This is a genomic window from Robertmurraya mangrovi, assembly GCF_034427655.1.
Classification (GTDB): domain Bacteria; phylum Bacillota; class Bacilli; order Bacillales; family Cytobacillaceae; genus Robertmurraya_A; species Robertmurraya_A mangrovi.
Genome location: NZ_JAXOFX010000023.1, coordinates 30,042 through 52,536, shown reverse-complemented (window position 1 = coordinate 52,536; position 22,495 = coordinate 30,042). Strand labels below are relative to the sequence as shown.

The window sequence follows — 22,495 nt, the reverse complement described above, 5'->3', positions numbered from 1 at the left end:
ACGATAGGGAAGGCTATTTTTATATTTATATTACGGAGGATCCCTCATGATCAATCTAAAAGAAGACGAACGGTTAGATTATTTATTAGCTGAAGAAAATTTAAGAATTATTCAAAGTCCATCTGTTTTCTCTTTTTCACTTGATGCAGTCCTGCTTGCAAAATTTGTATATGTTCCTATACAAAAAGGAGAAATTATCGATCTTTGCAGTGGAAATGGAGTTATTCCTTTATTTTTGAGTACGCGTACAAGAGGAAAAATAACAGGAATAGAAATTCAAGAGCGCCTTTATGATATGGCCATTCGCAGTGTTGAATACAATCAGCTACATAATCAAATTAACATGATTCATGGAGATATCAAGGATGCACCTAATAAACTAGGCTTTGGAAAATACGATACGGTAACGTGTAATCCACCTTATTTTAAAACTCCTTCTAATGAGGAAATCAATGAGAATGAGCATTTGGCTATTGCTAGGCATGAGATACTATGTACGTTAGAAGATGCTATTAAAGCTTCTAGCCAACTAGTGAAGCAGGGAGGTAAGGTGGCTTTTGTCCATCGACCAGGAAGGTTATTAGACATAGTTACATTAATGAGACAATATCGTCTTGAGCCTAAGCGAATCCAATTTGTATATCCGAAGCTAGGGAGAGAAGCAAATACATTATTAATAGAAGCAATAAAAGATGGCAGTCCTGACTTAAAAATTCTCCCTCCACTAATAGTGTATAATGATGATAATGAGTATACACCGGAGCTAAAAGCGATTTTATATGGTCAAGGGGAGTAAAGAATTACGAGCTTTGTTATGTTATGAATGGGGTGGTATAGATGTGGCAGCAAAAAAGCTTTGAAAATGAAAATGATAAGGGAATTTTATATCTTGTACCGACTCCTATTGGTAACTTAGAAGATATGAGTTACCGTGCAATTAGAATGCTGAAGGAAGCAGCCTACATTGCAGCCGAGGACACAAGGAATACGAAAAAACTTTGTAACTATTTTGAAATTCAGACCCCTTTAATTAGTTATCATGAACATAATAAGGAAGTTAGTGGGGCTAAAATTATTGAGAAACTAAAAGAGGGAGAAAAAATTGCCCTTGTTAGTGATGCTGGAATGCCTACTATTTCCGATCCAGGTTATGAGTTAGTGCAAGCTGCTATTCAACAGAAAATAACAGTTGTTCCATTACCAGGTGCAAATGCTGCACTTACAGCCTTAATCGCTTCAGGTTTGCCAACTCAGCCATTTTACTTTTATGGGTTTCTTTCAAGAAATAAAAAGGATAAAAAGAAGGAATTAGAAGTGTTATCCAAGCTAACAAGCACTCTTATCTTTTATGAGTCCCCTCACAGGTTAAAAGAAACCTTAGAACTGTTATATGAGTATTTCGGTGATAGAGGAATCTCTTTGTGTAGAGAACTAACAAAAAAGTATGAGGAATTTATAAGAGGCACTTTGAAAGAAAGCATTGAATGGGCAAATGAAGATGAAATTAGAGGAGAATTTTGCTTAATAATAGAAGGAAACAGTAATCCTCAAGAAGAAGAAACAAACTGGTGGGAGTCTTTATCTATAGAAGAGCATGTAAACTATTATGTAAATTCTAAAGGCATTCATTCAAAAGAAGCCATTAAAATGACAGCTAAAGATCGAAACTTAAATAAAAGAGATGTCTATCAAGCTTATCATATAGAAGAATAGGTAAAATTAAAAAAGCTTCTCTTCATGAGAAGCTTTTAAGTTTATTATTTTGCCACTTCAAAGTTATCTTGAATTTCTTTTAATAATTGCTCAGCACCATCACGACTTAAGATTAATTTTCCACCAGCTAAAGAGATGTTACCATCAGAAACTTCTCCTGTTACTTGGCAAGTCATATTTGGTTTATATTTTTTTAAGATGATTCTTTCGTCATCAACATAAATTTCTAACGCATCTTTCTCTGCAATCCCTAATGTACGTCTTAATTCGATAGGAATAACCACACGTCCAAGCTCATCAACTTTACGAACAATACCTGTAGATTTCATAACAAAATCTCCTCCCACAATTCAAGAATATGTATTTTTAATTTTTATAGTTTCGTCATTATTCGACAATTTTCTTGTTGAATTAATAATACCAGCCATTCCCAAAAACGTCAATAACTTTATAATCAATAAAATTAGAAATTTTTGGGTTATATGAAAACCTATATGTATCAATGGTTTACATTAATTTTTCACAAATTGACTTAAAAAGTTATTTTTAAATTTAAAAGAATAATATTATTCGCGTATACTTCATTCGACAAATATCTACAAGCGTTTTTCGACATATCCATATGTTCTCGACATAAGAAGGTATTTACCCTGTATCTCATTTTGTTAAACCTTCTTGGGCACAATTAAAGGGGTTCTAAATCAGTGGGATTATAGATATGGTCTAATGCTTAATGAAACGTTGATAATCTTGCACATTTTCTATTTTTTAGGTATATTTTGATGATATAAGAGGTAAAGATGACGAGTGTAAACTATAAGCTATTTTTCTATAGGCTCATTTAAGCTATAGTGTTGATTTCCGCTTCTGGCACTTGCTTTCCACGGGGAAGAATCAACGAAGCACCATCCGCTCCAATCAACACTGAAATAGACTATTATTGAATATACGTTTTCTTTGCGATTTAACTGTTAGTCAATTTATGTAAGGAGGGAATATAGAATGGAAGAAAAATTGAAGACCTTTTATCTTACAACCCCTATTTATTACCCTAGTGGAAATTTACATATAGGTCATGCCTATACAACGGTGGCCGGGGATGCAATGGCTAGGTATAAGCGCTTGCGTGGCTTTGATGTTATGTACTTAACGGGAACCGATGAGCATGGACAAAAGATTCAGGAGAAAGCGGAAGAAAAGGGGATAACTCCTCAACAATACGTTGATGAAATTGTAGAAGGCATTCAAGAGCTTTGGAAGAAGCTTGATATTTCTTACAACGATTTTATTCGTACAACGGAGGACCGCCATAAGCAGGTTGTTGAAAAAATCTTTGCTCAATTATTAGAACAAGGTGATATCTACTTAGACGAGTATGAAGGAATGTATTGCACTCCTTGTGAATCATACTTTACCGAGAGACAATTAGTGGATGGAAATTGCCCTGATTGTGGTAGAGGTGTACAGAAAGTTAAAGAAGAATCCTATTTTTTTAAAGTAAGTAAATACGCGGATCGATTACTTCAGTATTATGAAGAGAATCCTGGATTTATCCAACCAGAATCTCGTAAAAATGAGATGATTAATAATTTTATTAAGCCTGGTCTTGAGGATTTAGCTGTTTCTAGAACGAGCTTTGATTGGGGAATAAAGGTTCCTGGAAATCCCAAGCATGTCATATACGTTTGGATTGACGCACTATCAAACTATATAACCGCTCTAGGCTACGGGACAGAAGATGACTCAAAATACTTAAACTACTGGCCAGCAGATGTGCACCTAGTAGGGAAAGAAATTGTTCGCTTCCATACTATTTACTGGCCAATTATGCTGATGGCACTTGATCTTCCATTGCCTAAAAAGGTATTTGCCCATGGATGGTTATTGATGAAAGATGGAAAGATGTCTAAATCTAAGGGGAATGTAGTTGATCCTGTTACATTAATAGACAGATATGGTCTGGACTCATTACGTTACTACTTATTAAGAGAAGTTCCTTTTGGATCTGATGGTGTATTTACTCCAGAAGGATTTGTTGAAAGAATCAATTTTGATTTAGCCAATGATTTAGGAAATCTTCTAAACAGAACGGTAGCGATGATAGATAAATACTTTGATGGTGTTATCCCAGCTTATAAAGGCTCTTTTAGTGAGTTTGATAAGCAGTTACTTGAAATGAATCAAGAAACCGTAAAAAAATATGAAGAGTCCATGGAAAATATGGAGTTCTCTGTAGCACTATCTTCTTTATGGCAACTAATTAGCCGCACAAATAAATACATCGATGAAACGCAACCATGGGCTTTAGCAAAAGCTGAAGAGAAGAAGGAAGAACTAGCTAATGTAATGGCACATCTAGCTGAGTCTTTACGAAGAACGGCCGTATTATTACAACCTTTCTTAACACGTACACCTAAAGAAATCTTTACACAGCTAAATGTTGAAGATGAATATCTAATGTCTTGGGACAGTTTAGAACCATTTGGGTCCATAAAAGAAGGTACAAAGGTTGTAAAAGGTAATCCAATTTTCCCTAGATTAGAAATTCAAGATGAAGTAGCTTATATTAAAGAAAAGATGCAAGGATCTGCTCCTGCTCCTACTGCTGAAGAAAAGCAAGAAGAGGTTCCTGAAACAGAAGAAATACTTATTGATGACTTTATGAAAATTGATTTAAGGGTAGCTCAGGTTATTGCAGCTGAGCCTGTGAAAAAAGCTGATAAACTGTTAAAGCTACAATTAGATCTTGGATATGAAAAACGCCAAGTGGTTTCTGGGATCGCTAAATTCTATTCACCAGAAGAAATGGTAGGAAGAAGAGTCATTTGTGTAACAAATTTAAAACCTGTAAAATTACGTGGAGAATTATCTCAAGGTATGATTTTAGCAGGGGAGAAAGATGGAGTTTTATCACTTGCAACCGTGGATGAAACATTACCAATAGGTGCTAAAGTTAAATAATTCTTGCATTATATTAAGAACATAAAAGAACATAAAAATGTGTCACGTGATTTATAAAGCGAACATTTTTATGTTCTTCTTTATATGTCTTAGTAAGTAGGTTTTATAATAGATACTCTGTATAGAGAGTCATAAATAAAGATAAGTATTTACCAAATATTTGGATTTAAATGATTTATTGAAATAATAATGGTGTTTTTCTTAGAAGTCTTTGTGAGTATAAATATGACCAGGCCAAAAGTAGATGAGTTTAGAAAAAGTGCCATTATAAAAAATATTGTTTGTAACAATAATGAAAAATAAGAAAATAAAAAATAATGTTTGTAAAAAAAGGAGATTTAAACATGTTATTCGACACACATGCCCACTTAAATGCAGAACAGTTTGAAGCAGATCTACAAGAAGTGATTAAGAGAGCACAAGGGGAAGGTGTCTCGAATATTGTAGTAGTTGGTTTTGATAGACCTACAATTAAAAGAGCAATGGAATTAGCAGAGAGCTATGAATTCATCTATGCATGTGTAGGTTGGCATCCTGTTGATGCCATTGATATGACAGATGAAGATTTAAACTGGATTGAAGAATTAGCAAGTCACCCTAAAGTAGTTGCCATAGGAGAGATGGGATTAGATTACTACTGGGACAAGTCTCCTAAAGAAATTCAAAAGGAAGTCTTTCGAAAACAAATCCAATTAGCTAAAAAGGTAAAGCTACCAATAGTGATACATAATCGAGAAGCAACGGCTGATATCGTTGAAATTTTAAAAGAGGAGAACGCTAGTGAGGTAGGGGGAATTATGCATTGTTTTAGTGGAAGTGTCGAAGTAGCAAAAGAATGTGTTGATATGAACTTTTACATTTCTTTAGGCGGGCCTGTTACATTCAAAAATGCTAAAAAGCCTAAAGAAGTAGCAAAAGAAATCCCACTGCATAAATTGCTAATAGAAACAGATTGTCCATATCTTGCTCCACATCCACATCGGGGAACACGTAATGAACCTAGTCTAGTAAAGCTAGTTGCAGAACAGATTGCTGAATTAAAAGAAATAACTTATGAGGAAGTAGCTAAGGCAACAACAGATAATGCGAAAAAGTTATTCGGCATAAATTGATAAAGAATGTTGTCGATTTATAAGTAGGGTTGTCCTAAAATATTCTGATTCTAAAAAGTTCTACATGTCTCCTTTTCTACATAGGATAACCATGTCGATAAGTCTCTCTTTCTTTTCTCTTATTCTTTATGCATAATAGGTTATACGTTCAAGGAAAGGAAAATTGTAAGGGTTGACAGCCGGCAAGATAGTCTATATAATCACTCCGAGAGAAAAGGAGGCGTTTTTCATCGTAATCCAAAACATGAAAAACCTGTTATCCAAGTCTTTGAGTAAGAAAAAGATGGCCATTATTTCTGCTAGTTTCGTAGTTTTTGCAACTGCTTTTGGGTTTCTAATTTATGAAACTACGAAAAATACCGTAGCTCTTAATTTAGACGGTAAAGAGAAGGTCGTCAAAACACATGCTGCAACAATAGAGGAACTATTCGACGAACTAAGCATTTCAACTCGCTCAGAAGACTATTTGTTTCCAGCAGGGAGCACGAAGGTAAAGAACAACCTAGAAGTTGTTTGGGAACCGGCTAAACAGGTTCAAATTGTACATGGCAACGAGGAGAAAAAAGTCTGGACAACAGCGGATACTGTTGAAGAGTTCTTAAAAGAACAACAGATTTCTTTGAACGAGCACGATAAAGTGCAGCCAAAATTAGAAGAAGCCATTAAGAACGACCTAAATATCCAAGTAGAAAAAGCTTTTGAAGTAAAGATTGTTAACGGTGGAAAAAAACAACGTGTTTGGTCCACTTCGACTACGGTCGCTGACTTTTTATCACAGCAAGGTATTACACTAAATGAATTAGACCGTGTTGAACCAAAATTGGAAGAGACAATCAACGAAAAAACCGTTGTAAGCGTCATTCGAGTTGAAAAAGTCACCGATGTAGTGGAAGAACCAATTAGATTTGCCGTAGTGACTAAGAAAGATAATACTCTCTCTAAAGGAACTGAGAAAACGGTAACAACTGGTAAAGAAGGACTTATTTCAAAAAAATACGAAGTAATCCTTGAAAATGGAAAAGAGAAGTCAAGAAAGTTACTTAAAGAAAAAGTAGTGAAAGAAAAACAGGATAAGGTTGTTGCTGTAGGAACAAAAGTAAGTACACAGACTGTTTCACGTGGAACACAAAATGTTAGCAACGAATTCATGGTTACAGCTACTGCATATACCCCTTATTGTAACGGCTGTTCAGGTCGTTCTGCAGCGGGCATAAACTTACGCTCTGACCCTAATCTTAAACTAATTGCTGTCGATCCAAGCGTAATTCCTTTAGGAACGAAGGTGTACGTCGAAGGCTATGGCTATGCAATCGCTGGAGATACCGGTGGTTCTATTAAAGGTAACAAAATTGATGTTCTTTTCCAGACAAAAGCAGAAGCTTATCGTTGGGGAAGAAAAACCGTTAAAATTAAAATTTTAAAATAGACTACCTTTGCAGAGGGTTTCTCCTCTGCTTTTTTTGTGTTTTTACCTATTTTTATTTACAATAGATAAACAAACATAGAGATAATTAATAAATCTCTTCACTATATATAGACGAACAACATTACAAAAATGTTTCAATTTCTTTTCAAATTTTTTGAACATTTTTAAAAAAAGTCTAAACTGAAATAATTAAGTTTATTCGGAGGAAACATGAAAATTAAAGAAATCATAGTAGTTGAAGGAAGAGATGATACTACAGCTATTAAAAGGGCTGTAAATGCGGATACAATTGAAACCAATGGTTCTGCTCTAAGTTCCGAGACAATAGAAAAAATTAAGCTTGCACAAAAGACTAGAGGGGTTATTGTCTTCACAGATCCAGACTTTCCAGGCCAAAAAATTAGGCAAGAAATAACGAATCATGTGCCAGAATGTAAACATGCTTTTATTCCTAAGGAAGATGCTTTACATAAGCGAGGGAAAGGTGTAGGGGTCGAACACGCCACCCCAGAAACCATTAGAAAAGCGTTAAGTCACGCTCTACCTATGTCCCAAGAGATTGTCGAGGAAATCACTCAAGAAGATCTAATATTAGCTGGCTTGATTGGTGGCCCGGGCTCAAAAGAAAGACGTGAAAAACTAGGGAGACTTTTAAAAATAGGCTACACTAATGGGAAGCAACTACATAAGAGACTTATGATGTTTAATATTAGCAAAGAAGATTTCTCAAATGCGATTAGAATCGTTCGTCAGGAGGAACAAGATGCATAAAGATATAGCTACACCGATAAGAACTAAGTCAATTTTAGAGAAGTACGGATTTTCATTTAAAAAGAGTTTAGGTCAAAACTTCCTTATTGATACGAATATACTTAATCGAATTGTTGACCATGCAGAGTTAACAGAAGATTCCGGTGCCATAGAGATAGGGCCAGGGATAGGTGCTCTTACGGAACAGCTTGCTCGTAGAAGTAAAAAGGTTGTAGCCTTTGAGATTGACCAAAGATTATTACCGATTCTAGAAGAAACATTAAGCCCTTACCCGAATTCAAAGGTCATACACCAAGATGTCTTAAAGGCGGATGTTGGCCAAGTCATTGAAACAGAATTTGCTGGGATAGACGATGTTATGGTAGTAGCAAATTTACCTTACTATGTAACAACACCGATTATCATGAACCTTCTAGAAAAGAAATTACCTATTAGAGGTTTTGTCGTTATGCTTCAAAAGGAAGTTGCGGATCGAATTTCTGCTAAACCAGGGACGAAAGATTACGGCTCCCTTTCCATTGCTGTTCAATACTATACGGAAGCGGAGACCGTCATGATTGTCCCTAAAACGGTTTTTGTCCCTCAGCCTAATGTAGAATCAGCTGTTATTCGATTAACCGTCAGAAAAGAGCCTCCGGTAGCCTTAAAAGATGAGGGGTTCTTCTTTCAGATAACTAGAGCAAGTTTTGCTCAAAGACGAAAAACCATTTTAAATAACCTTACGAGCCAATTACCAGATGGTAAAGCTAAAAAGGAGCAAATTCTTGAAGCTCTTCAAAAAGCAGAAATTGAACCAACTAGAAGAGGAGAGACGTTGACCATTGAAGAGTTTGCAAAATTAAGTGACGAGTTATATAAAGACTTTAAATAAAGGCCCTGTGGTACTGCACCCCAAAAATTAGAGTGAAATCTAACTTTTGGGGTGTTTTTTGTATTAGGAAGTATTTAAGCTAGCCTTTCACAAGTATTTAGGTGATTGCATACTTTATGAAAGATACATCTATAGGCTAGAGTAGCTTAAGAAAAGGCTAGGGTGGAGTGACGCCAGTGAATATAAATAAAATGGATGTCGTCGGAAGAGTGTCTTATAACTGTGATATCATGTTCCGTGTAATAGATATAAGAGAAGAAAACGGAAAGAAACTAGCCATTTTATATGGAGAAGATTTTAGACTGGTTGCGGATGCGCCTTACGAAGACTTAATTATTATGGATCAAACAGAAAGAATGAGAGTGTCCAAGGAATTCAGGTCTCTAGAAGAACAGTCCTATCAATTATTTCGGCAAGACATTGACTTGTTAAATCAGAAGCAAGAGTATAATGCCACAGGTGGATACAAAATCCCTTTTAATTACTTTCAAATCCCAGGTAGGGTCCTTCATTTAGATGGTGATCCAAACTATTTGAAAAAATGTATTAGTCTCTATGAAAAAATAGGAGTACCTGTAACAGGCATTCATTGTAATGAAAAAGAAATGCCCCAAAGAATTGGCCCTCTCATTGATTATTATCGACCTGATATCATTGTAGTCACAGGTCATGACGCTTATTCTAAGTCAAAAGGAAAAATGACCGATATAAATGCTTATAGACATTCCAAGCATTTTGTTCAAACAGTTCTAGAAGCAAGAAAGAAGATTCCTCACTTAGATCAATTAGTGATTTTTGCAGGAGCTTGTCAATCACACTTTGAATCCCTTATTCACGCGGGGGCTAATTTTGCTAGCTCTCCTTCTAGAGTAAATATTCATGCCCTAGATCCAGTATATATAGTAGCTAAAATCAGTTTTACCCCGTTTATGGAGAGAATTAATGTATGGGATGTATTACGAAATACATTAACGGGTGAAAAGGGGCTAGGTGGGATCGAAACGAAGGGAGTACTTCGAACAGGAATGCCCTTCAATTCGAATCAACAAGAATAAACTATGTATCAAAGCCGTTTTTATAAACGGTTTATTTTTTTACTTATAAAAAAGCAAGTTTCAAGGTGTACTTGAACAGTTCTTTATTTTTAAATCAGTTGACTTGTTATTCATCAACAGAGCTGCAAATGACGAATGAATCAAATAAACATTAACCTTTTTATTCGTAAAATAGCTTTTTAAAAATAAATTACATAATCCTTGACATTTAAGGTAAACATAAAATTGTTGAAAAATAGAAAAACTTGTGGACCGAAATGTATTGACAACCATTTTTAAACACTGTTATAATTTATATTTTTTTGACTTTTGTTTCTAAATGTGTTATACTTTTTTTAGTGAGGTGGACCGAATGGGAAAAACGTTAAATGATATTAAAAAAGCTCTTGATACGAACTTAGGTAAGAGGTTACTGCTTAAGGCTAACGGTGGTCGAAGAAAGACTATTGAACGCTCTGGTGTTCTTGCAGAAACATATCCGTCAGTGTTTGTGATTGAGTTAGATCAGGATGAAAACTCGTTTGAACGTGTATCGTACAGTTATGCAGATGTTTTAACAGAAACGGTTCAGATTACCTTCTACGAAGAGACAACAGGACAAATAGCTTTAAGCTAATTGCTGCATATATGCTTTAAGCCGTAAAGTAGTAAACATTGTTTACTGCTTTTTTATTTTTCTTATTTTGTTTTCTGTGAATAAAATTATTCATCTTTTTTATTTAGTTTTTTTCGTTATTAATACTTAATTTAGGGAGAATTTTTTATCTAGATTCATCGTTGCTAGTAGGTACCCTTTATTATCTACATAATAGACTCACATGAAAAATGAGGCCTCTTTCCATACTATAAATACCATGGTGAGAAAGGGGATGTTTGTTTTGGGTAGACGTAGAGGATTTATGTCAGAGAGTTTTAAAGAGGAACTGGCTAAAGAGCTTGGTTTCTATGATGTTGTTCAAAAAGAAGGTTGGGGCGGCATAAGAGCAAAGGATGCAGGGAATATGGTTAAAAGAGCGATTGAAATTGCTCAGCAACAACTGAAGAACCAGTAAAACTTCTGAATCATATTTATTCGAGGTCAGTCATAAACAACATAAGTTCATCGTGGTAAGGTCCGGGGCAAACTGCTTCGGACCTTTTATTTTTATTTATATAGTGATAAACATGAAATTTTCAATAAACTTTCGGCTAAACTGATTATATTTATCTTTATAACTAAAGTGTACTGTTGACCTGTTACATGAATAAGATTCTTTTTAAAACCACAATCATTGCAAAATCGCCTTGAAAAAAGTGTTTATATATAGATGTAATTTGATTTATTTTAATAAATTGTGAACTTTGTCAAATCGTGACGTCTTACTTTCTTTATTTTGTGGTAAAATAGGACAAAAAATGGAGAACGAGTGAAATCGTTAAAGTAGGTGGAATTTTTGAAACTTTTAATCAAGGCACCGGCGAAAATCAATTTATCGTTAGATGTTTTATATAAACGAGAAGATGGTTACCATGAAGTTGAAATGGTTATGACAACCATTGATTTAGCGGATCGAATTGAACTGACGTTGTTGTCAGAGGATGTAATAAAAATTAGTTCTCAAAATCGTTTTGTACCAGATGACCAAAGAAATTTAGCTTTTCAGGCTGCTAAATTACTAAAAGATCGTTATCAAGTGAAAATGGGTGTACAAATAGGGATTGAAAAGACCATTCCTGTAGCGGCAGGTTTAGCAGGAGGAAGTAGTGACGCAGCTGCTACTTTGCGCGGGTTAAATAAATTATGGAACTTGCAATTATCTCTAGACGAGTTGGCGGAAATTGGTTCTGAGATTGGTTCAGATGTGTCCTTTTGTGTGTACGGTGGAACTGCTCTTGCCAAAGGAAGAGGAGAGAAGATTACTGAGCTGCCTCCACCTCCAACCTGTTGGATCATTTTGGCTAAACCGTTTATTGGTGTATCTACGGCTGATGTTTATCGTCGGTTAGATTTAAGTAATGTTAGCCATCCAAATACGGCGGAAATGATTCAATCCATTAACAAGGGCGACTTTAAGGGCGTATGTGAAAATATAGGGAATGTTCTTGAAGATGTAACATTAAATCTTCACCCAGAAGTTGCTCAAATTAAGGATCAAATGATTCGTTTTGGAGCAGACGCTGTTTTGATGAGTGGTAGTGGTCCTACGGTCTTTGCACTTGTTCAACATGATTCAAGGATGAATCGAATCTATAATGGCTTAAGAGGTTTCTGTGACCAAGTTTTTGCGGTTAGAATGTTAGGAGAAAGACATTCCCTTGATTAAATCCGTATGATGGTGGTATATTAACTTTAAAATATTCGGATTTTTGGAGGGGTTCATTATGAAGTTTCGTCGTAGTGAGAGATTGATTGATATGACGAATTATTTACTAGAGCACCCGAGACAACTAGTATCTTTATCTTTTTTCGCCGATAGGTATGGATCCGCTAAGTCTTCTATTAGTGAGGACTTAGCCATCATAAAAGAGACATTTGAGCAAAGAGGAATAGGGACTTTACAAACCGTTCCTGGTGCAGCTGGTGGAGTGAAATTTTTCGTAAGGGTTTCAAAGGAAGAAGCAACACCGATTGTTGAAGACTTATGTGCCCTTATGGCAAACCCAGAAAGGCTACTTCCAGGCGGTTATTTGTACATGACAGATATCCTTGGTGACCCTTCCGTTGTTCAAAAGGCAGGGCGCTTATTAGCTTCTGCTTATGCAGATACAAAAATAGATGTCGTTATGACAGTGGCTACAAAAGGTATTCCTTTAGCTTATGCGGTAGCTAGTCAATTAAATGTTCCTGTTGTAATTGTTAGAAGAGATACCAAGGTCACAGAAGGATCGACGGTAAGTATAAATTATGTATCAGGTTCTACGAAGCGGATTCAAACAATGGTCCTTTCAAAGAGAAGTTTAGAAGAAGGATCAAACGTTCTTATAGTGGATGATTTCATGAAAGCCGGAGGAACGGTAAACGGCATGATCAGTATGTTAGAGGAATTTAGAGCCACTGTAGCAGGGATAGCTGTACTAGTAGAAGCGCAGCAACAAGAAGACCGTTTGATAGATGATTATTTATCATTAGTTCAATTATCAGATGTCGACTTAAAAGAAAAGACGATTAAAGTTACAGCGGGTAATTATTTTGATAGGCTCTATAATTAAAGTATTATAACAAAGTTTTAATTATGATTAGGGGGAGAAATAATGAAAGTTATTACAACAACCGAAGCACCAGCGGCTATTGGTCCATATTCACAGGGGATTGTAGTGAACAATATGTTCTATAGCTCTGGGCAAATTTCTTTAACACCAGCAGGAGAAATGTTAAATGGTGATGTAAAAGAGCAGACCCACCAAGTATTTAGTAACCTTAAAGCAGTTCTAAAGGAAGCAGGTGCTTCTCTAGATACAGTGGTAAAAGCTACAGTCTTTATTAAAGACATGAATGATTTTGCTGTTATTAACGAAGTGTATGGGGAGTATTTCTCTACTCATAAGCCAGCTCGTTCTTGTGTAGAGGTTGCTAGATTACCGAAAGACGCATTAGTGGAAATAGAAGTGATTGCACTCGTTAAGTAATTAACGAGTTTTTTTATGCCTAAAAAATAATTTTTAGTGTAATTTGAATATGAAAAAAATGACGTTTTTACCTAGATTTTAGGTAAATTTATCCTAATTTGGATATTTGTTCACCACTTTGACCTAATTTTTAGAAAAAATTTTCTTTTCAAAGAAGGAGTTCTGAAAATTTTGTTGAATTTAATAACTAGATTTTTATTGATAAGGTAAAGGTGGTGAACAAAATGGAAGTAACTGACGTTAGACTACGCCGCGTAAATACTGATGGACGTATGAGAGCTATTGCATCAATCACTTTAGACAACGAGTTTGTTGTTCACGATATTCGTGTAATTGATGGCAATAATGGTTTATTTGTAGCTATGCCAAGCAAACGTACTCCTGATGGTGAGTTCCGTGATATCGCTCATCCAATCAATTCAGGTACACGCGGTAAGATCCAAGAAGCTGTTTTGGCTGAGTACCACCGTTTAGGTGAATTAGAAGTTGAATTTGAAGAAGCCGGAGCTTCCTAGGATATAGAACAACAAGGGCCTACTTCATAGTAAGGCTCTTTTTTATGTACATAATCACAATTGGTGTAGTTTCATTACATGTCTACTGGTTACAATTACTTCCACTTTTTCTTACCCCTATTTATAAATGGCTAAACCTCAAAGTAAAAAATTCTTTTCCAATAAAACTTTTATGATGCGAGAAGAGTAGGTGAAAAGTTTATATTTTAATAGTTTAGCGCCAGTGACAATATATTGTACTTTATTATCATTCCTTGAAATAAATATGGTTTTAAGATATATTCTATATGGATTAGTCAATTTCATAGAGGCTGTTTTTTATTGAAAAACGAATAATACTACATAAGAGAAGGATCTTTATACGTAAAATACAGGGACTTTCCTGAGTATATATTATTCTTTTTCGTTTTAATTGAAAGCTTATGAAATTTTTCTCATAAAAAGGGTGAATTGGAGGCCTGTCAATGTCTAATCGTTATGCGGTCATTTTAGCCGCAGGTCAAGGGACTAGGATGAAATCAAAGCTTTATAAAGTTCTCCACCCTGTTTGTGGTAAACCTATGGTTGAACATGTCGTAGACCAAGTTTCTCAACTTAACATAGATCACATTGTAACTGTAATTGGACATGGAGCAGAGTTAGTGAAAGCACAATTGGGTGAAAAAAGTAGCTATGTCCTGCAAAGTGAACAATTGGGTACAGCACATGCTGTTATGCAAGCAAAAGAGTCGTTAGAAAACAGAGAAGGCGTAACCATTGTTGTTTGTGGAGATACACCTCTAATTAGAGTTGAAACAATGGAGGCGCTTTTTAAACACCATGAAGAAAAGTCAGCCAAAGCTACAATCTTAACTGCATATTCAGATGATCCAACAGGCTATGGAAGAGTAATTAGAAATAGTAATGGGTTTGTGGAGAAGATTGTGGAACATAAAGATGCTTCGGATGAAGAGAGGACAATTAAAGAAATCAATACGGGTACTTACTGTTTTGATAATAAGGCTCTTTTTGAAGCATTAAGTAAAGTTTCAAATGAGAACGTTCAAGGGGAGTATTACCTTCCTGATGTAATTGAAATTTTAAAAGCTGCAGGGGAAACCGTTACTGCATTCCAAACCAATCATTTCGATGAAACCCTCGGGGTTAATGACCGAGTAGCTCTATCGGAAGCCGAAAGAATAATGAAGAAGAGAATTAATGAATATCATATGCGTAATGGAGTTACTATTATTGATCCAATGAATACATACATCGGAGTAGATGTTAAAATTGGTCAAGATACGATTATTTATCCTGGGACTTCTATTTCCGGTAGTACAGCTATAGGTGAAAACTGTGAAATCGGACCAAATACTGAAGTGAAGGATTGTTCGATTGGAGATCATACCATCATCCGTCAGTCAGTAGCACATAATAGTAGTATTGGTAACGAAGTAAATATTGGGCCATTTGCCCATATTCGACCACAGTCCGAAATACATGACCAGGTAAAGATAGGGAACTTCGTTGAAATAAAGAAATCTATTTTTGGTCAGGGGAGTAAGGCTTCACATTTAAGCTATATTGGGGACGCTGAAGTAGGATCCGATGTAAACTTAGGTTGTGGTTCTATTACCGTTAACTATGATGGAAAAAATAAATATTTAACAAAGATTGAAGATGGTGTATTTGTCGGCTGTAATTCAAATCTAGTCGCTCCAGTTCATATTGGAAAGGGAGCATATATTGCGGCTGGATCAACGATTACAGATGATGTTCCTGGGGAAGCATTATCGATAGCACGTGCTCGCCAAGTGAATAAAGAAAATTACGTAGCAAAAATTAATAATAAGAACTAAAGCAACCGGAGGTCCATAATGTCGAACCAGTATTTAGATCCAAATTTAAAAGTCTTCACGTTAAATTCTAATCCAGAGCTTGCTAGTGAAATTGCTAAAGTAATAGGTGTAGAGCTAGGTAAATGTTCGGTTACACGTTTCAGTGATGGTGAGATTCAAATCAATATCGAAGAAAGTATCCGTGGTTGTGATGTATTCGTCATCCAATCAACTAGCTCACCGGTAAATGAACATTTAATGGAATTATTAATTATGATTGATGCTCTAAAACGTGCTTCTGCTAAAACCATTAATATTGTTATGCCTTATTATGGTTATGCTCGTCAGGATCGTAAAGCTAGAGCGCGTGAACCAATTACAGCTAAATTAGCAGCTAACCTATTAGAAACGGCTGGAGCAACACGTGTAATCACTCTTGATTTACATGCTCCGCAAATCCAAGGATTCTTTGATATTCCAATTGATCACTTAATGGGTGTGCCTATTCTAGCTCAGCATTTTGGTGAAAAAGGATTAAACGGTGATATCGTTATTGTATCTCCAGACCATGGTGGAGTAACACGTGCTCGTAAAATGGCAGAGCGTCTAAAAGCTCCGATTGCTATTATTGATAAACGTAGACCAAAACCAAATGTTGCTGAGGTAATGAACATCGTTGGTAACATTGAAGGGAAAATTGCTATTTTAATCGACGACATTATTGATACAGCAGGTACAATCACTCTAGCTGCTAATGCATTAGTTGAAAACGGTGCAGCAGAGGTTTACGCTTGTTGTACACATCCGGTACTTTCAGGACCAGCTATTGAGAGAATTGAAAACTCAAAAATTAAAGAGCTAGTTGTAACAAACTCTATTCGTTTACCAGAAGAAAAGAAATCAAAGAAAATACTTGAGCTATCCGTTGCTCCTTTAATCGGTGAAGCTATCATCCGTGTCCACGAAGAGCAATCTGTAAGTACTTTATTTGATTAATAAAATCAATAATAAATAATTAGGCTTGCTCCAGTAGCAAGCCTTATGCTCATTTCAGCTACCTTAGAGCGGAAAATCAACGGGCAATACTCAGATCACCAAAAAACTTGTCCAAGTAATAAATACTTTTATGTTTAGACCTTCTTGTTTTGGGGCATTTTTTTATTAGACAGACTTTGACCTAAAATCAGGAAGGGGACAACAAACATTGAGTACTGTATTACAAGCAAAACAAAGAACAGAATTTAAAAATTCAAATTTAACTAGTTTACGCCGACAAGGTAATATACCTGCTGTTGTATATGGGACAAAACTTGAAAGTAAATCCGTATACATTAGTAACGCAGATTTTACAAAAACCATGCGTGAAGTTGGAAGAAACGGAGTTATTTCTTTAGATTTAGATGGTCAAAAGCATAATGTTATCTTAAGTGACTTTCAAGTGGATCCTATTAAACATGAAGTTCTTCATGTAGATTTATTGGCAGTTGATATGTCACAAGAAATCAATGCTAATGTTCGAGTGGTTTTAGTAGGAGAGTCTGCAGGGGTTAAAGATGGTGGAGTGGCTCAGCAGCCTTTACATGAGCTTTCTATTACGGCAAAACCAGGAGATATCCCTCCAGCAATTGAAGTCGACATAACGAATTTACAAGTGGGAGAGACCATCTCAATAGGAGATATTAAAGGACAATATGGTGTTCATATCAATCATGATGAAGAAGAAACCATTGTTTCTATTTTACCTCCTAAGCAAGAGGAAGAAATTAATTCAGGTGAAGAGCAAGAGCCTGGTACTCCAGACAATGAAGAAGGAAGAGAAACAGAACCTTCTGAAGGATAAGCTAAACTTAGTTCAGTAGTGAATCATAAATGAAACTTAGGGACTGGCCAAGAATATGATTGGCCAGCCCCTTTTGTAGTTTGTATATAAAATGTATAGTAAAGGCACCTAACTTTAGAACAAGATAAGTGCTAGTGCTTTTTTAAAGGGATGGGAATATGAAATTAATTGTAGGCTTAGGTAATCCGGGAAAACAATATGACCAAACTAGACATAATATTGGCTTTGAGGTTATTGATAAATTGTCAGATAGGCTTAATATTCCACTTGATCAATCAAAGTTTAAAGGAGTCTATGGAGTGGGATATGTAAATGGAGAGAGGGTCTTTTTACTAAAGCCGCTTACCTATATGAACTTATCTGGAGAATCAATAAGAGCGGTTATGGACTACTTTGATATTGATGTTGAGGATTTAGTCGTTATTTATGATGATTTGGATTTGCCTGTAGGTAAAATACGCTTACGTCAAAAAGGAAGTGCTGGAGGCCATAATGGGATTAAATCTACTATCGCACATGTTGGAACCCAGAACTTTAACAGGATAAGAATTGGTATCGATCGCCCGACAAACGGGATGAAGGTTAGTGATTACGTTCTAGGTAGGTTTACTAAAGAAGAACAAGATGTACTTGAAGGAGTTATTACAACATGTGCTAAAGCATGTGAAGATTGGTTTAAGGACTCTTTTTTAAAAGTAATGAATGAATACAATCAATGATTCTTCATGAATGGAAATCTGAAGCATATCAATTAGTTATACATATTTGAAGCTTTAATATTTTTATCCTTATCAATACGGTTGTGTAAATATGAATAAAGTACCTCCACATCGGTTATTACTAACAATATAATATTGTTATGGAGGGACTGGCATGGCCATAAATTACCAATGCCGCCATTGTGGGGTAAACATGGGGACAATCGATCATTTATCGGTTCACTCTCATCAGTTAGGAATTAATATGTTGACCGACGAAGAACGGTTAGATATGGTTGATTATGATCAATCAGGAAATATAAAAGTTAAATCTATATGTGAAGATTGTCAGGAATCATATCAGAGAAATCCAGATTTACATCAATACGATTACCTTATTCATTAGTTAATAAAAGCTTTGGACTAGTACTCCAAAGCGTTTTTCCGTTATCAGATAAAATGATTGAAATATAAAACTTGTTAATTAGCAAGAGAGGAGGGACTACATTGTTAGCCTTAAAAAAGTCTTTTGGTCAAATGGAAGATATTCGCTCGGTACTATCGGGAATTGAAATGGGAATTAAGGAACAGCTTATAGCGGGTCTGTCAGGGTCAGCAAGAACAGTCTTCCTAGCTACCATGTATGAAGAAACGAAAAAGCCGATGTTAATTGTCACACATAATCTACTTCAGGCACAAAAATTATACGATGATATTTCTCAATTGGTTGGAGAAGAGGAAGTGTATCTTTATCCGGCAAATGAATTAATCGCTGCAGAAATGAGTATAGCCAGCCCAGAGTTAAAGGCTCAACGAATTGAAGTGCTAAACCATTGGAGTTCAAAAACAAATGGGATGGTGATTGTTCCTATTTCAGGACTAAGAAAAATCCTACCGCCCGTGGATTTTTGGAGAAGTCAACAGCTCACCATTAAAATGGGTGATGACATTAATGTGGAAGAACAACTATTAAAATTTGTTGAGATGGGATATACACGAACAGGAATGGTAGCTTCACCAGGTGAATTTAGTGTTCGAGGTGGGATCATTGATATTTACCCACTTACAGAATCGGATCCTTTAAGGATTGAATTATTTGATACAGAAGTAGATTCCATCCGTTCGTTCTCGTTAGAAGACCAACGATCGAAAGAAAAACGATCAGAAGTGTTAATTGGTCCTGCTACAGAGGCACCCTTTCATGAAGAGCACTATGATAAGGTAAAAGACAAACTTGAACTAGCCTTAGCAAAAAGCTTGAAAAAAATGAAGGATGAGAAGGCAAAGACTCAGTTAACACAAAATATTGGTTACGAGCTTGAACAACTAAAAAATCATCAAAAACCAGAACAACTATTTAAATATCTTTCATTCGCATACGAAAACTCTAATAGTCTAGTAGACTATCTTCCAAAACAAGGATTCATTTTTATAGATGAAATTAGTAGGGTTCAGGAAATGAATGATTCCTTAGATAAAGAGGAAGCAGAATGGTACACAAGCCTTCTCGGTGAAGGAAAAATGGTACATGATGTAGTGGTCTCACATCAGTTGCAGGGAATGGTACAAAAAGCTGGGCGCCCAACCATCTATATGTCTTTATTTTTAAGACATGTACCGAATACAAACCCACAAAATATTATTAATATTTCGTGTAAACAAATGCAGAATTTCCATGGACAAATGCATGTGTTAAAAAGTGAAGTGGATCGATGGAAAAAAGGGAAATTTTCTGTTTTATTTTTAGGTGCAGATGATGAACGTGTCCAAAAGCTCATTAATGTTCTAGAGGACTACGGAATTGATTCGGTACAAGTCCAGGAGAAACAAGATATCCTCCAAGGAAAAGTACAAGTGATGAAAGGGAGTCTTCATACAGGCTTTGAGCTACCAATACAAAAGATAGCTATAATCACTGAGGAAGAGCTCTTTAATAAGAGAGTAAAGAAGAGTCCTAGAAGGCAAAAGTTATCTAATGCTGAACGGATAAAAAGTTATTCAGAACTAAAAGTTGGAGATTATGTGGTTCATGTTAATCACGGAATCGGAAAATACTTAGGGATTGAAACACTATTAATTAATGGTGTTCATAAAGACTATCTTCATATTAGATATTCAGGTGATGACAAGCTTTATGTTCCAGTTGAACAAATAGACCTTGTTCAAAAGTATGTTGGTTCTGAGGGAAAAGAGCCAAAAATATATAAACTTGGTGGAAGTGACTGGAAGAAAGTTAAGAAGAAAGTACAGTCTTCTGTTCAAGATATTGCAGATGACTTAATCAAGCTATATGCTGAAAGGGAAGCTGCAAAAGGGTATGCCTTCAATCCTGATGGGGATATGCAAAGAGAGTTTGAAACCGCATTCCCTTATCAAGAAACGGAAGACCAACTAAGGTCCATTCATGAGATTAAGAAAGATATGGAACGTGAACGCCCAATGGATAGACTTCTTTGTGGTGATGTTGGTTATGGTAAGACGGAGGTAGCTATACGTGCAGTCTTTAAAGCAGTTGCAGATGGTAAACAAGTTGCCTTTCTTGTTCCAACAACTATACTTGCCCAACAACATTTTGAAACGATGAGAGAAAGATTTCAAGACTATCCAATCAATATAGGCTTATTAAGTCGCTTTAGAAATAGGAAGCAACAGACAGAGACGATTGCAGGCTTGAAAAATGGTACTGTAGACGTTGTAGTAGGTACACATCGTTTATTATCAAAAGATATTACCTACCGAGATCTAGGTTTGTTAATCATCGATGAGGAACAGCGCTTTGGTGTTACACATAAAGAAAAGATTAAGCACTTGAAAACAAACATTGACGTCTTAACGTTGACAGCGACTCCAATTCCGAGAACTTTACATATGTCCATGTTAGGAGTAAGAGACCTTTCTGTAATCGAAACTCCTCCAGAAAACCGCTTCCCAGTACAAACCTACGTGATGGAATATAACGGTGGGTTAGTAAGAGAGGCAATAGAGAGAGAGTTAGCTAGAGATGGTCAAGTTTACTTTTTATATAACAGGGTTGAAGATATTGAACGGAAAGCAGAAGAAATTTCAATGCTTGTCCCAGATGCTCGTGTAACTTATGCTCATGGTCAAATGACTGAAAATGAACTTGAATCTGTCATGCTTGCTTTTTTAGAAGGTGAATTCGATGTCCTTGTTAGTACGACTATTATTGAAACAGGTGTGGATATCCCTAACGTGAATACACTTATCGTCTTTGATGCGGATAAAATGGGTCTTTCTCAACTTTATCAGCTAAGAGGTCGAGTGGGTCGTTCCAATAGAGTAGCCTACGCTTATTTTACTTACCGTAAAGATAAAGTACTAACAGAGGTAGCTGAAAAGAGATTACAGGCTATCAAAGAATTTACAGAGTTAGGTTCAGGATTCAAAATTGCTATGAGGGACTTGTCCATAAGAGGTGCTGGTAATATCCTTGGAGCTCAGCAGCATGGATTTATTGATTCTGTTGGTTTTGATCTCTACTCACAAATGCTCAAAGAAGCGATTGAAGAAAGAAAAGGTAATATGGATCAAATCAAGAAGTCTATGATCGAAATTGATTTAGAAGTAGATGCATATCTTCCAGATTCCTATATTTCCGACGGGCATCAAAAGATAGAGATGTACAAAAGGTTCAGAGGATTATCTACGATTGAGGAGTTAGAGGAACTGCAAGATGAAATCATTGATCGATTCGGAGAATATCCAGATGAAGTTTCATATCTTTTCCAGATTTCTGAAATGAAGGTTCTTGGCTCTTTAGTGGGTGTAGGAATGATTAAACAAAGAAAAGATGAAGTGAGTATCTTATTATCTGAAGAAATAAGCAAGCATATAGATGGACAGAAAATTTTTGAAGTTAGCAATCAATTCGGGAGAATGGTTGGCTTAGGTATGGAAGGGAATAGTTTAAAAATTGTACTCCATATTAAAGGTGTAGAAGTAAAGAAATGGCTACAAGTTGCCGCTAAAATGATTTCAGGTCTACAAAAGGCAGTGAAACCTGAAGGTAAGACCGTTTCTAAATAAAAGACCAGCTGTTTAGGTGTTAATACTTGACCAAACAGTGATCGTGTCAAGTGAGTCATTAGA

General features: G+C 35.8%; 21 protein-coding genes. 20 read left to right on the top strand and 1 reads right to left on the bottom strand.

Annotated elements, in window-relative coordinates; genetic code table 11:
• Positions 1-46 precede the first annotated feature (46 nt).
• Together SM124_RS21820 and rsmI are read left to right on the top strand one after the other, a co-directional pair.
• A complete protein-coding gene (locus tag SM124_RS21820) occupies positions 47-796 on the top strand; it encodes a tRNA1(Val) (adenine(37)-N6)-methyltransferase (RefSeq protein WP_322448628.1) in 750 nt (249 codons plus the stop codon).
• Positions 797-837: 41 nt separating this feature from the next.
• Entirely contained in the window at positions 838-1,713 is an 876-nt protein-coding gene (rsmI, locus tag SM124_RS21815) for a 16S rRNA (cytidine(1402)-2'-O)-methyltransferase (protein WP_322448627.1), read from the top strand.
• Between the two features lie 44 nt (positions 1,714-1,757).
• Here the strand turns inward: rsmI and abrB are convergent, their stop codons facing one another.
• Positions 1,758-2,042 carry a transition state genes transcriptional regulator AbrB gene (abrB, locus tag SM124_RS21810; RefSeq protein WP_322448626.1) on the bottom strand — a complete coding sequence of 95 codons (285 nt, stop codon included), beginning with the start codon at positions 2,040-2,042 and terminating at the stop codon, positions 1,758-1,760.
• 673 nt (positions 2,043-2,715) lie between these two features.
• Here abrB and metG point away from each other — a divergent pair.
• From metG to mfd, 18 genes are all read left to right on the top strand, one after another.
• Positions 2,716-4,674 (top strand): methionine--tRNA ligase, encoded by a 1,959-nt coding sequence (gene metG / locus SM124_RS21805; protein ID WP_322448625.1) that lies wholly within the window; start codon positions 2,716-2,718, stop codon positions 4,672-4,674.
• A gap of 344 nt (positions 4,675-5,018) precedes the next feature.
• Positions 5,019-5,786: a TatD family hydrolase gene (locus SM124_RS21800; protein WP_322448624.1), complete on the top strand. Its 768-nt coding sequence runs from the start codon at positions 5,019-5,021 to the stop codon at positions 5,784-5,786.
• A 283-nt stretch (positions 5,787-6,069) separates the two neighbouring features.
• Positions 6,070-7,212 carry a ubiquitin-like domain-containing protein gene (locus SM124_RS21795; RefSeq protein WP_322448623.1) on the top strand — a complete coding sequence of 381 codons (1,143 nt, stop codon included), beginning with the start codon at positions 6,070-6,072 and terminating at the stop codon, positions 7,210-7,212.
• Positions 7,213-7,422: 210 nt separating this feature from the next.
• Entirely contained in the window at positions 7,423-7,983 is a 561-nt protein-coding gene (gene rnmV / locus SM124_RS21790; protein WP_322448622.1) for a ribonuclease M5, read from the top strand.
• The gene (rsmA, locus tag SM124_RS21785) at positions 7,976-8,854 is read left to right on the top strand and encodes a 16S rRNA (adenine(1518)-N(6)/adenine(1519)-N(6))-dimethyltransferase RsmA (RefSeq protein ID WP_322448621.1); all 879 of its coding nucleotides are present in this window, start codon (positions 7,976-7,978) and stop codon (positions 8,852-8,854) included. The genes rnmV and rsmA overlap by 8 nt, the downstream gene beginning before the upstream one ends.
• A 176-nt stretch (positions 8,855-9,030) precedes the next feature.
• Positions 9,031-9,909 carry a sporulation peptidase YabG gene (gene yabG, locus SM124_RS21780; protein WP_444875451.1) on the top strand — a complete coding sequence of 293 codons (879 nt, stop codon included), beginning with the start codon at positions 9,031-9,033 and terminating at the stop codon, positions 9,907-9,909.
• Between the two features lie 352 nt (positions 9,910-10,261).
• Complete coding sequence (gene veg / locus SM124_RS21775; protein ID WP_322448620.1) at positions 10,262-10,525, top strand: biofilm formation stimulator Veg; 264 nt, start codon at positions 10,262-10,264, stop codon at positions 10,523-10,525.
• A gap of 262 nt (positions 10,526-10,787) precedes the next feature.
• Entirely contained in the window at positions 10,788-10,961 is a 174-nt protein-coding gene (locus SM124_RS21770; protein ID WP_322448619.1) for a small, acid-soluble spore protein, alpha/beta type, read from the top strand.
• 381 nt (positions 10,962-11,342) lie between these two features.
• Positions 11,343-12,212: a 4-(cytidine 5'-diphospho)-2-C-methyl-D-erythritol kinase gene (gene ispE / locus SM124_RS21765; protein ID WP_322448618.1), complete on the top strand. Its 870-nt coding sequence runs from the start codon at positions 11,343-11,345 to the stop codon at positions 12,210-12,212.
• Between the two features lie 58 nt (positions 12,213-12,270).
• Complete coding sequence (gene purR, locus SM124_RS21760) at positions 12,271-13,098, top strand: pur operon repressor (RefSeq protein ID WP_322448617.1); 828 nt, start codon at positions 12,271-12,273, stop codon at positions 13,096-13,098.
• 42 nt (positions 13,099-13,140) lie between these two features.
• A complete protein-coding gene (gene ridA, locus SM124_RS21755; protein WP_322448616.1) occupies positions 13,141-13,515 on the top strand; it encodes a 2-iminobutanoate/2-iminopropanoate deaminase in 375 nt (124 codons plus the stop codon).
• A gap of 224 nt (positions 13,516-13,739) precedes the next feature.
• On the top strand, positions 13,740-14,030 hold the full coding sequence (spoVG, locus tag SM124_RS21750) for a septation regulator SpoVG (protein WP_003347151.1): 291 nt from the start codon (positions 13,740-13,742) through the stop codon (positions 14,028-14,030).
• Between the two features lie 464 nt (positions 14,031-14,494).
• Positions 14,495-15,868 carry a bifunctional UDP-N-acetylglucosamine diphosphorylase/glucosamine-1-phosphate N-acetyltransferase GlmU gene (gene glmU / locus SM124_RS21745; protein WP_322448615.1) on the top strand — a complete coding sequence of 458 codons (1,374 nt, stop codon included), beginning with the start codon at positions 14,495-14,497 and terminating at the stop codon, positions 15,866-15,868.
• An 18-nt stretch (positions 15,869-15,886) separates the two neighbouring features.
• Complete coding sequence (locus SM124_RS21740; RefSeq protein WP_322448614.1) at positions 15,887-16,843, top strand: ribose-phosphate diphosphokinase; 957 nt, start codon at positions 15,887-15,889, stop codon at positions 16,841-16,843.
• A 208-nt stretch (positions 16,844-17,051) separates the two neighbouring features.
• Positions 17,052-17,687, top strand: coding sequence for a 50S ribosomal protein L25/general stress protein Ctc (locus tag SM124_RS21735; protein ID WP_322448613.1), 636 nt, complete (start codon positions 17,052-17,054; stop codon positions 17,685-17,687).
• Between the two features lie 158 nt (positions 17,688-17,845).
• Positions 17,846-18,406, top strand: coding sequence for an aminoacyl-tRNA hydrolase (gene pth, locus SM124_RS21730; protein ID WP_322448612.1), 561 nt, complete (start codon positions 17,846-17,848; stop codon positions 18,404-18,406).
• Between the two features lie 154 nt (positions 18,407-18,560).
• The gene (fin, locus tag SM124_RS21725; RefSeq protein ID WP_322448611.1) at positions 18,561-18,791 is read left to right on the top strand and encodes an anti-sigma-F factor Fin; all 231 of its coding nucleotides are present in this window, start codon (positions 18,561-18,563) and stop codon (positions 18,789-18,791) included.
• A 131-nt stretch (positions 18,792-18,922) separates the two neighbouring features.
• Positions 18,923-22,432 carry a transcription-repair coupling factor gene (gene mfd, locus SM124_RS21720; RefSeq protein ID WP_407691439.1) on the top strand — a complete coding sequence of 1,170 codons (3,510 nt, stop codon included), beginning with the start codon at positions 18,923-18,925 and terminating at the stop codon, positions 22,430-22,432.
• Positions 22,433-22,495: the final 63 nt, after the last annotated feature.

What these genes read in the sequence shown, in the direction of transcription:
- SM124_RS21820 (WP_322448628.1), top strand. Translation starts at nt 47, where the DNA reads ATGATCAATCTAAAAGAAGACGAACGGTTAGATTATTTATTAGCTGAA.
- rsmI (WP_322448627.1), top strand. Translation starts at nt 838, where the DNA reads ATGTGGCAGCAAAAAAGCTTTGAAAATGAAAATGATAAGGGAATTTTA.
- abrB (WP_322448626.1), bottom strand. Translation starts at nt 2,042, where the DNA reads ATGAAATCTACAGGTATTGTTCGTAAAGTTGATGAGCTTGGACGTGTG.
- metG (WP_322448625.1), top strand. Translation starts at nt 2,716, where the DNA reads ATGGAAGAAAAATTGAAGACCTTTTATCTTACAACCCCTATTTATTAC.
- SM124_RS21800 (WP_322448624.1), top strand. Translation starts at nt 5,019, where the DNA reads ATGTTATTCGACACACATGCCCACTTAAATGCAGAACAGTTTGAAGCA.
- SM124_RS21795 (WP_322448623.1), top strand. Translation starts at nt 6,070, where the DNA reads ATGGCCATTATTTCTGCTAGTTTCGTAGTTTTTGCAACTGCTTTTGGG.
- rnmV (WP_322448622.1), top strand. Translation starts at nt 7,423, where the DNA reads ATGAAAATTAAAGAAATCATAGTAGTTGAAGGAAGAGATGATACTACA.
- rsmA (WP_322448621.1), top strand. Translation starts at nt 7,976, where the DNA reads ATGCATAAAGATATAGCTACACCGATAAGAACTAAGTCAATTTTAGAG.
- veg (WP_322448620.1), top strand. Translation starts at nt 10,262, where the DNA reads ATGGGAAAAACGTTAAATGATATTAAAAAAGCTCTTGATACGAACTTA.
- purR (WP_322448617.1), top strand. Translation starts at nt 12,271, where the DNA reads ATGAAGTTTCGTCGTAGTGAGAGATTGATTGATATGACGAATTATTTA.
- ridA (WP_322448616.1), top strand. Translation starts at nt 13,141, where the DNA reads ATGAAAGTTATTACAACAACCGAAGCACCAGCGGCTATTGGTCCATAT.
- spoVG (WP_003347151.1), top strand. Translation starts at nt 13,740, where the DNA reads ATGGAAGTAACTGACGTTAGACTACGCCGCGTAAATACTGATGGACGT.
- glmU (WP_322448615.1), top strand. Translation starts at nt 14,495, where the DNA reads ATGTCTAATCGTTATGCGGTCATTTTAGCCGCAGGTCAAGGGACTAGG.
- SM124_RS21740 (WP_322448614.1), top strand. Translation starts at nt 15,887, where the DNA reads ATGTCGAACCAGTATTTAGATCCAAATTTAAAAGTCTTCACGTTAAAT.
- pth (WP_322448612.1), top strand. Translation starts at nt 17,846, where the DNA reads ATGAAATTAATTGTAGGCTTAGGTAATCCGGGAAAACAATATGACCAA.
- fin (WP_322448611.1), top strand. Translation starts at nt 18,561, where the DNA reads ATGGCCATAAATTACCAATGCCGCCATTGTGGGGTAAACATGGGGACA.
- mfd (WP_407691439.1), top strand. Translation starts at nt 18,923, where the DNA reads ATGGAAGATATTCGCTCGGTACTATCGGGAATTGAAATGGGAATTAAG.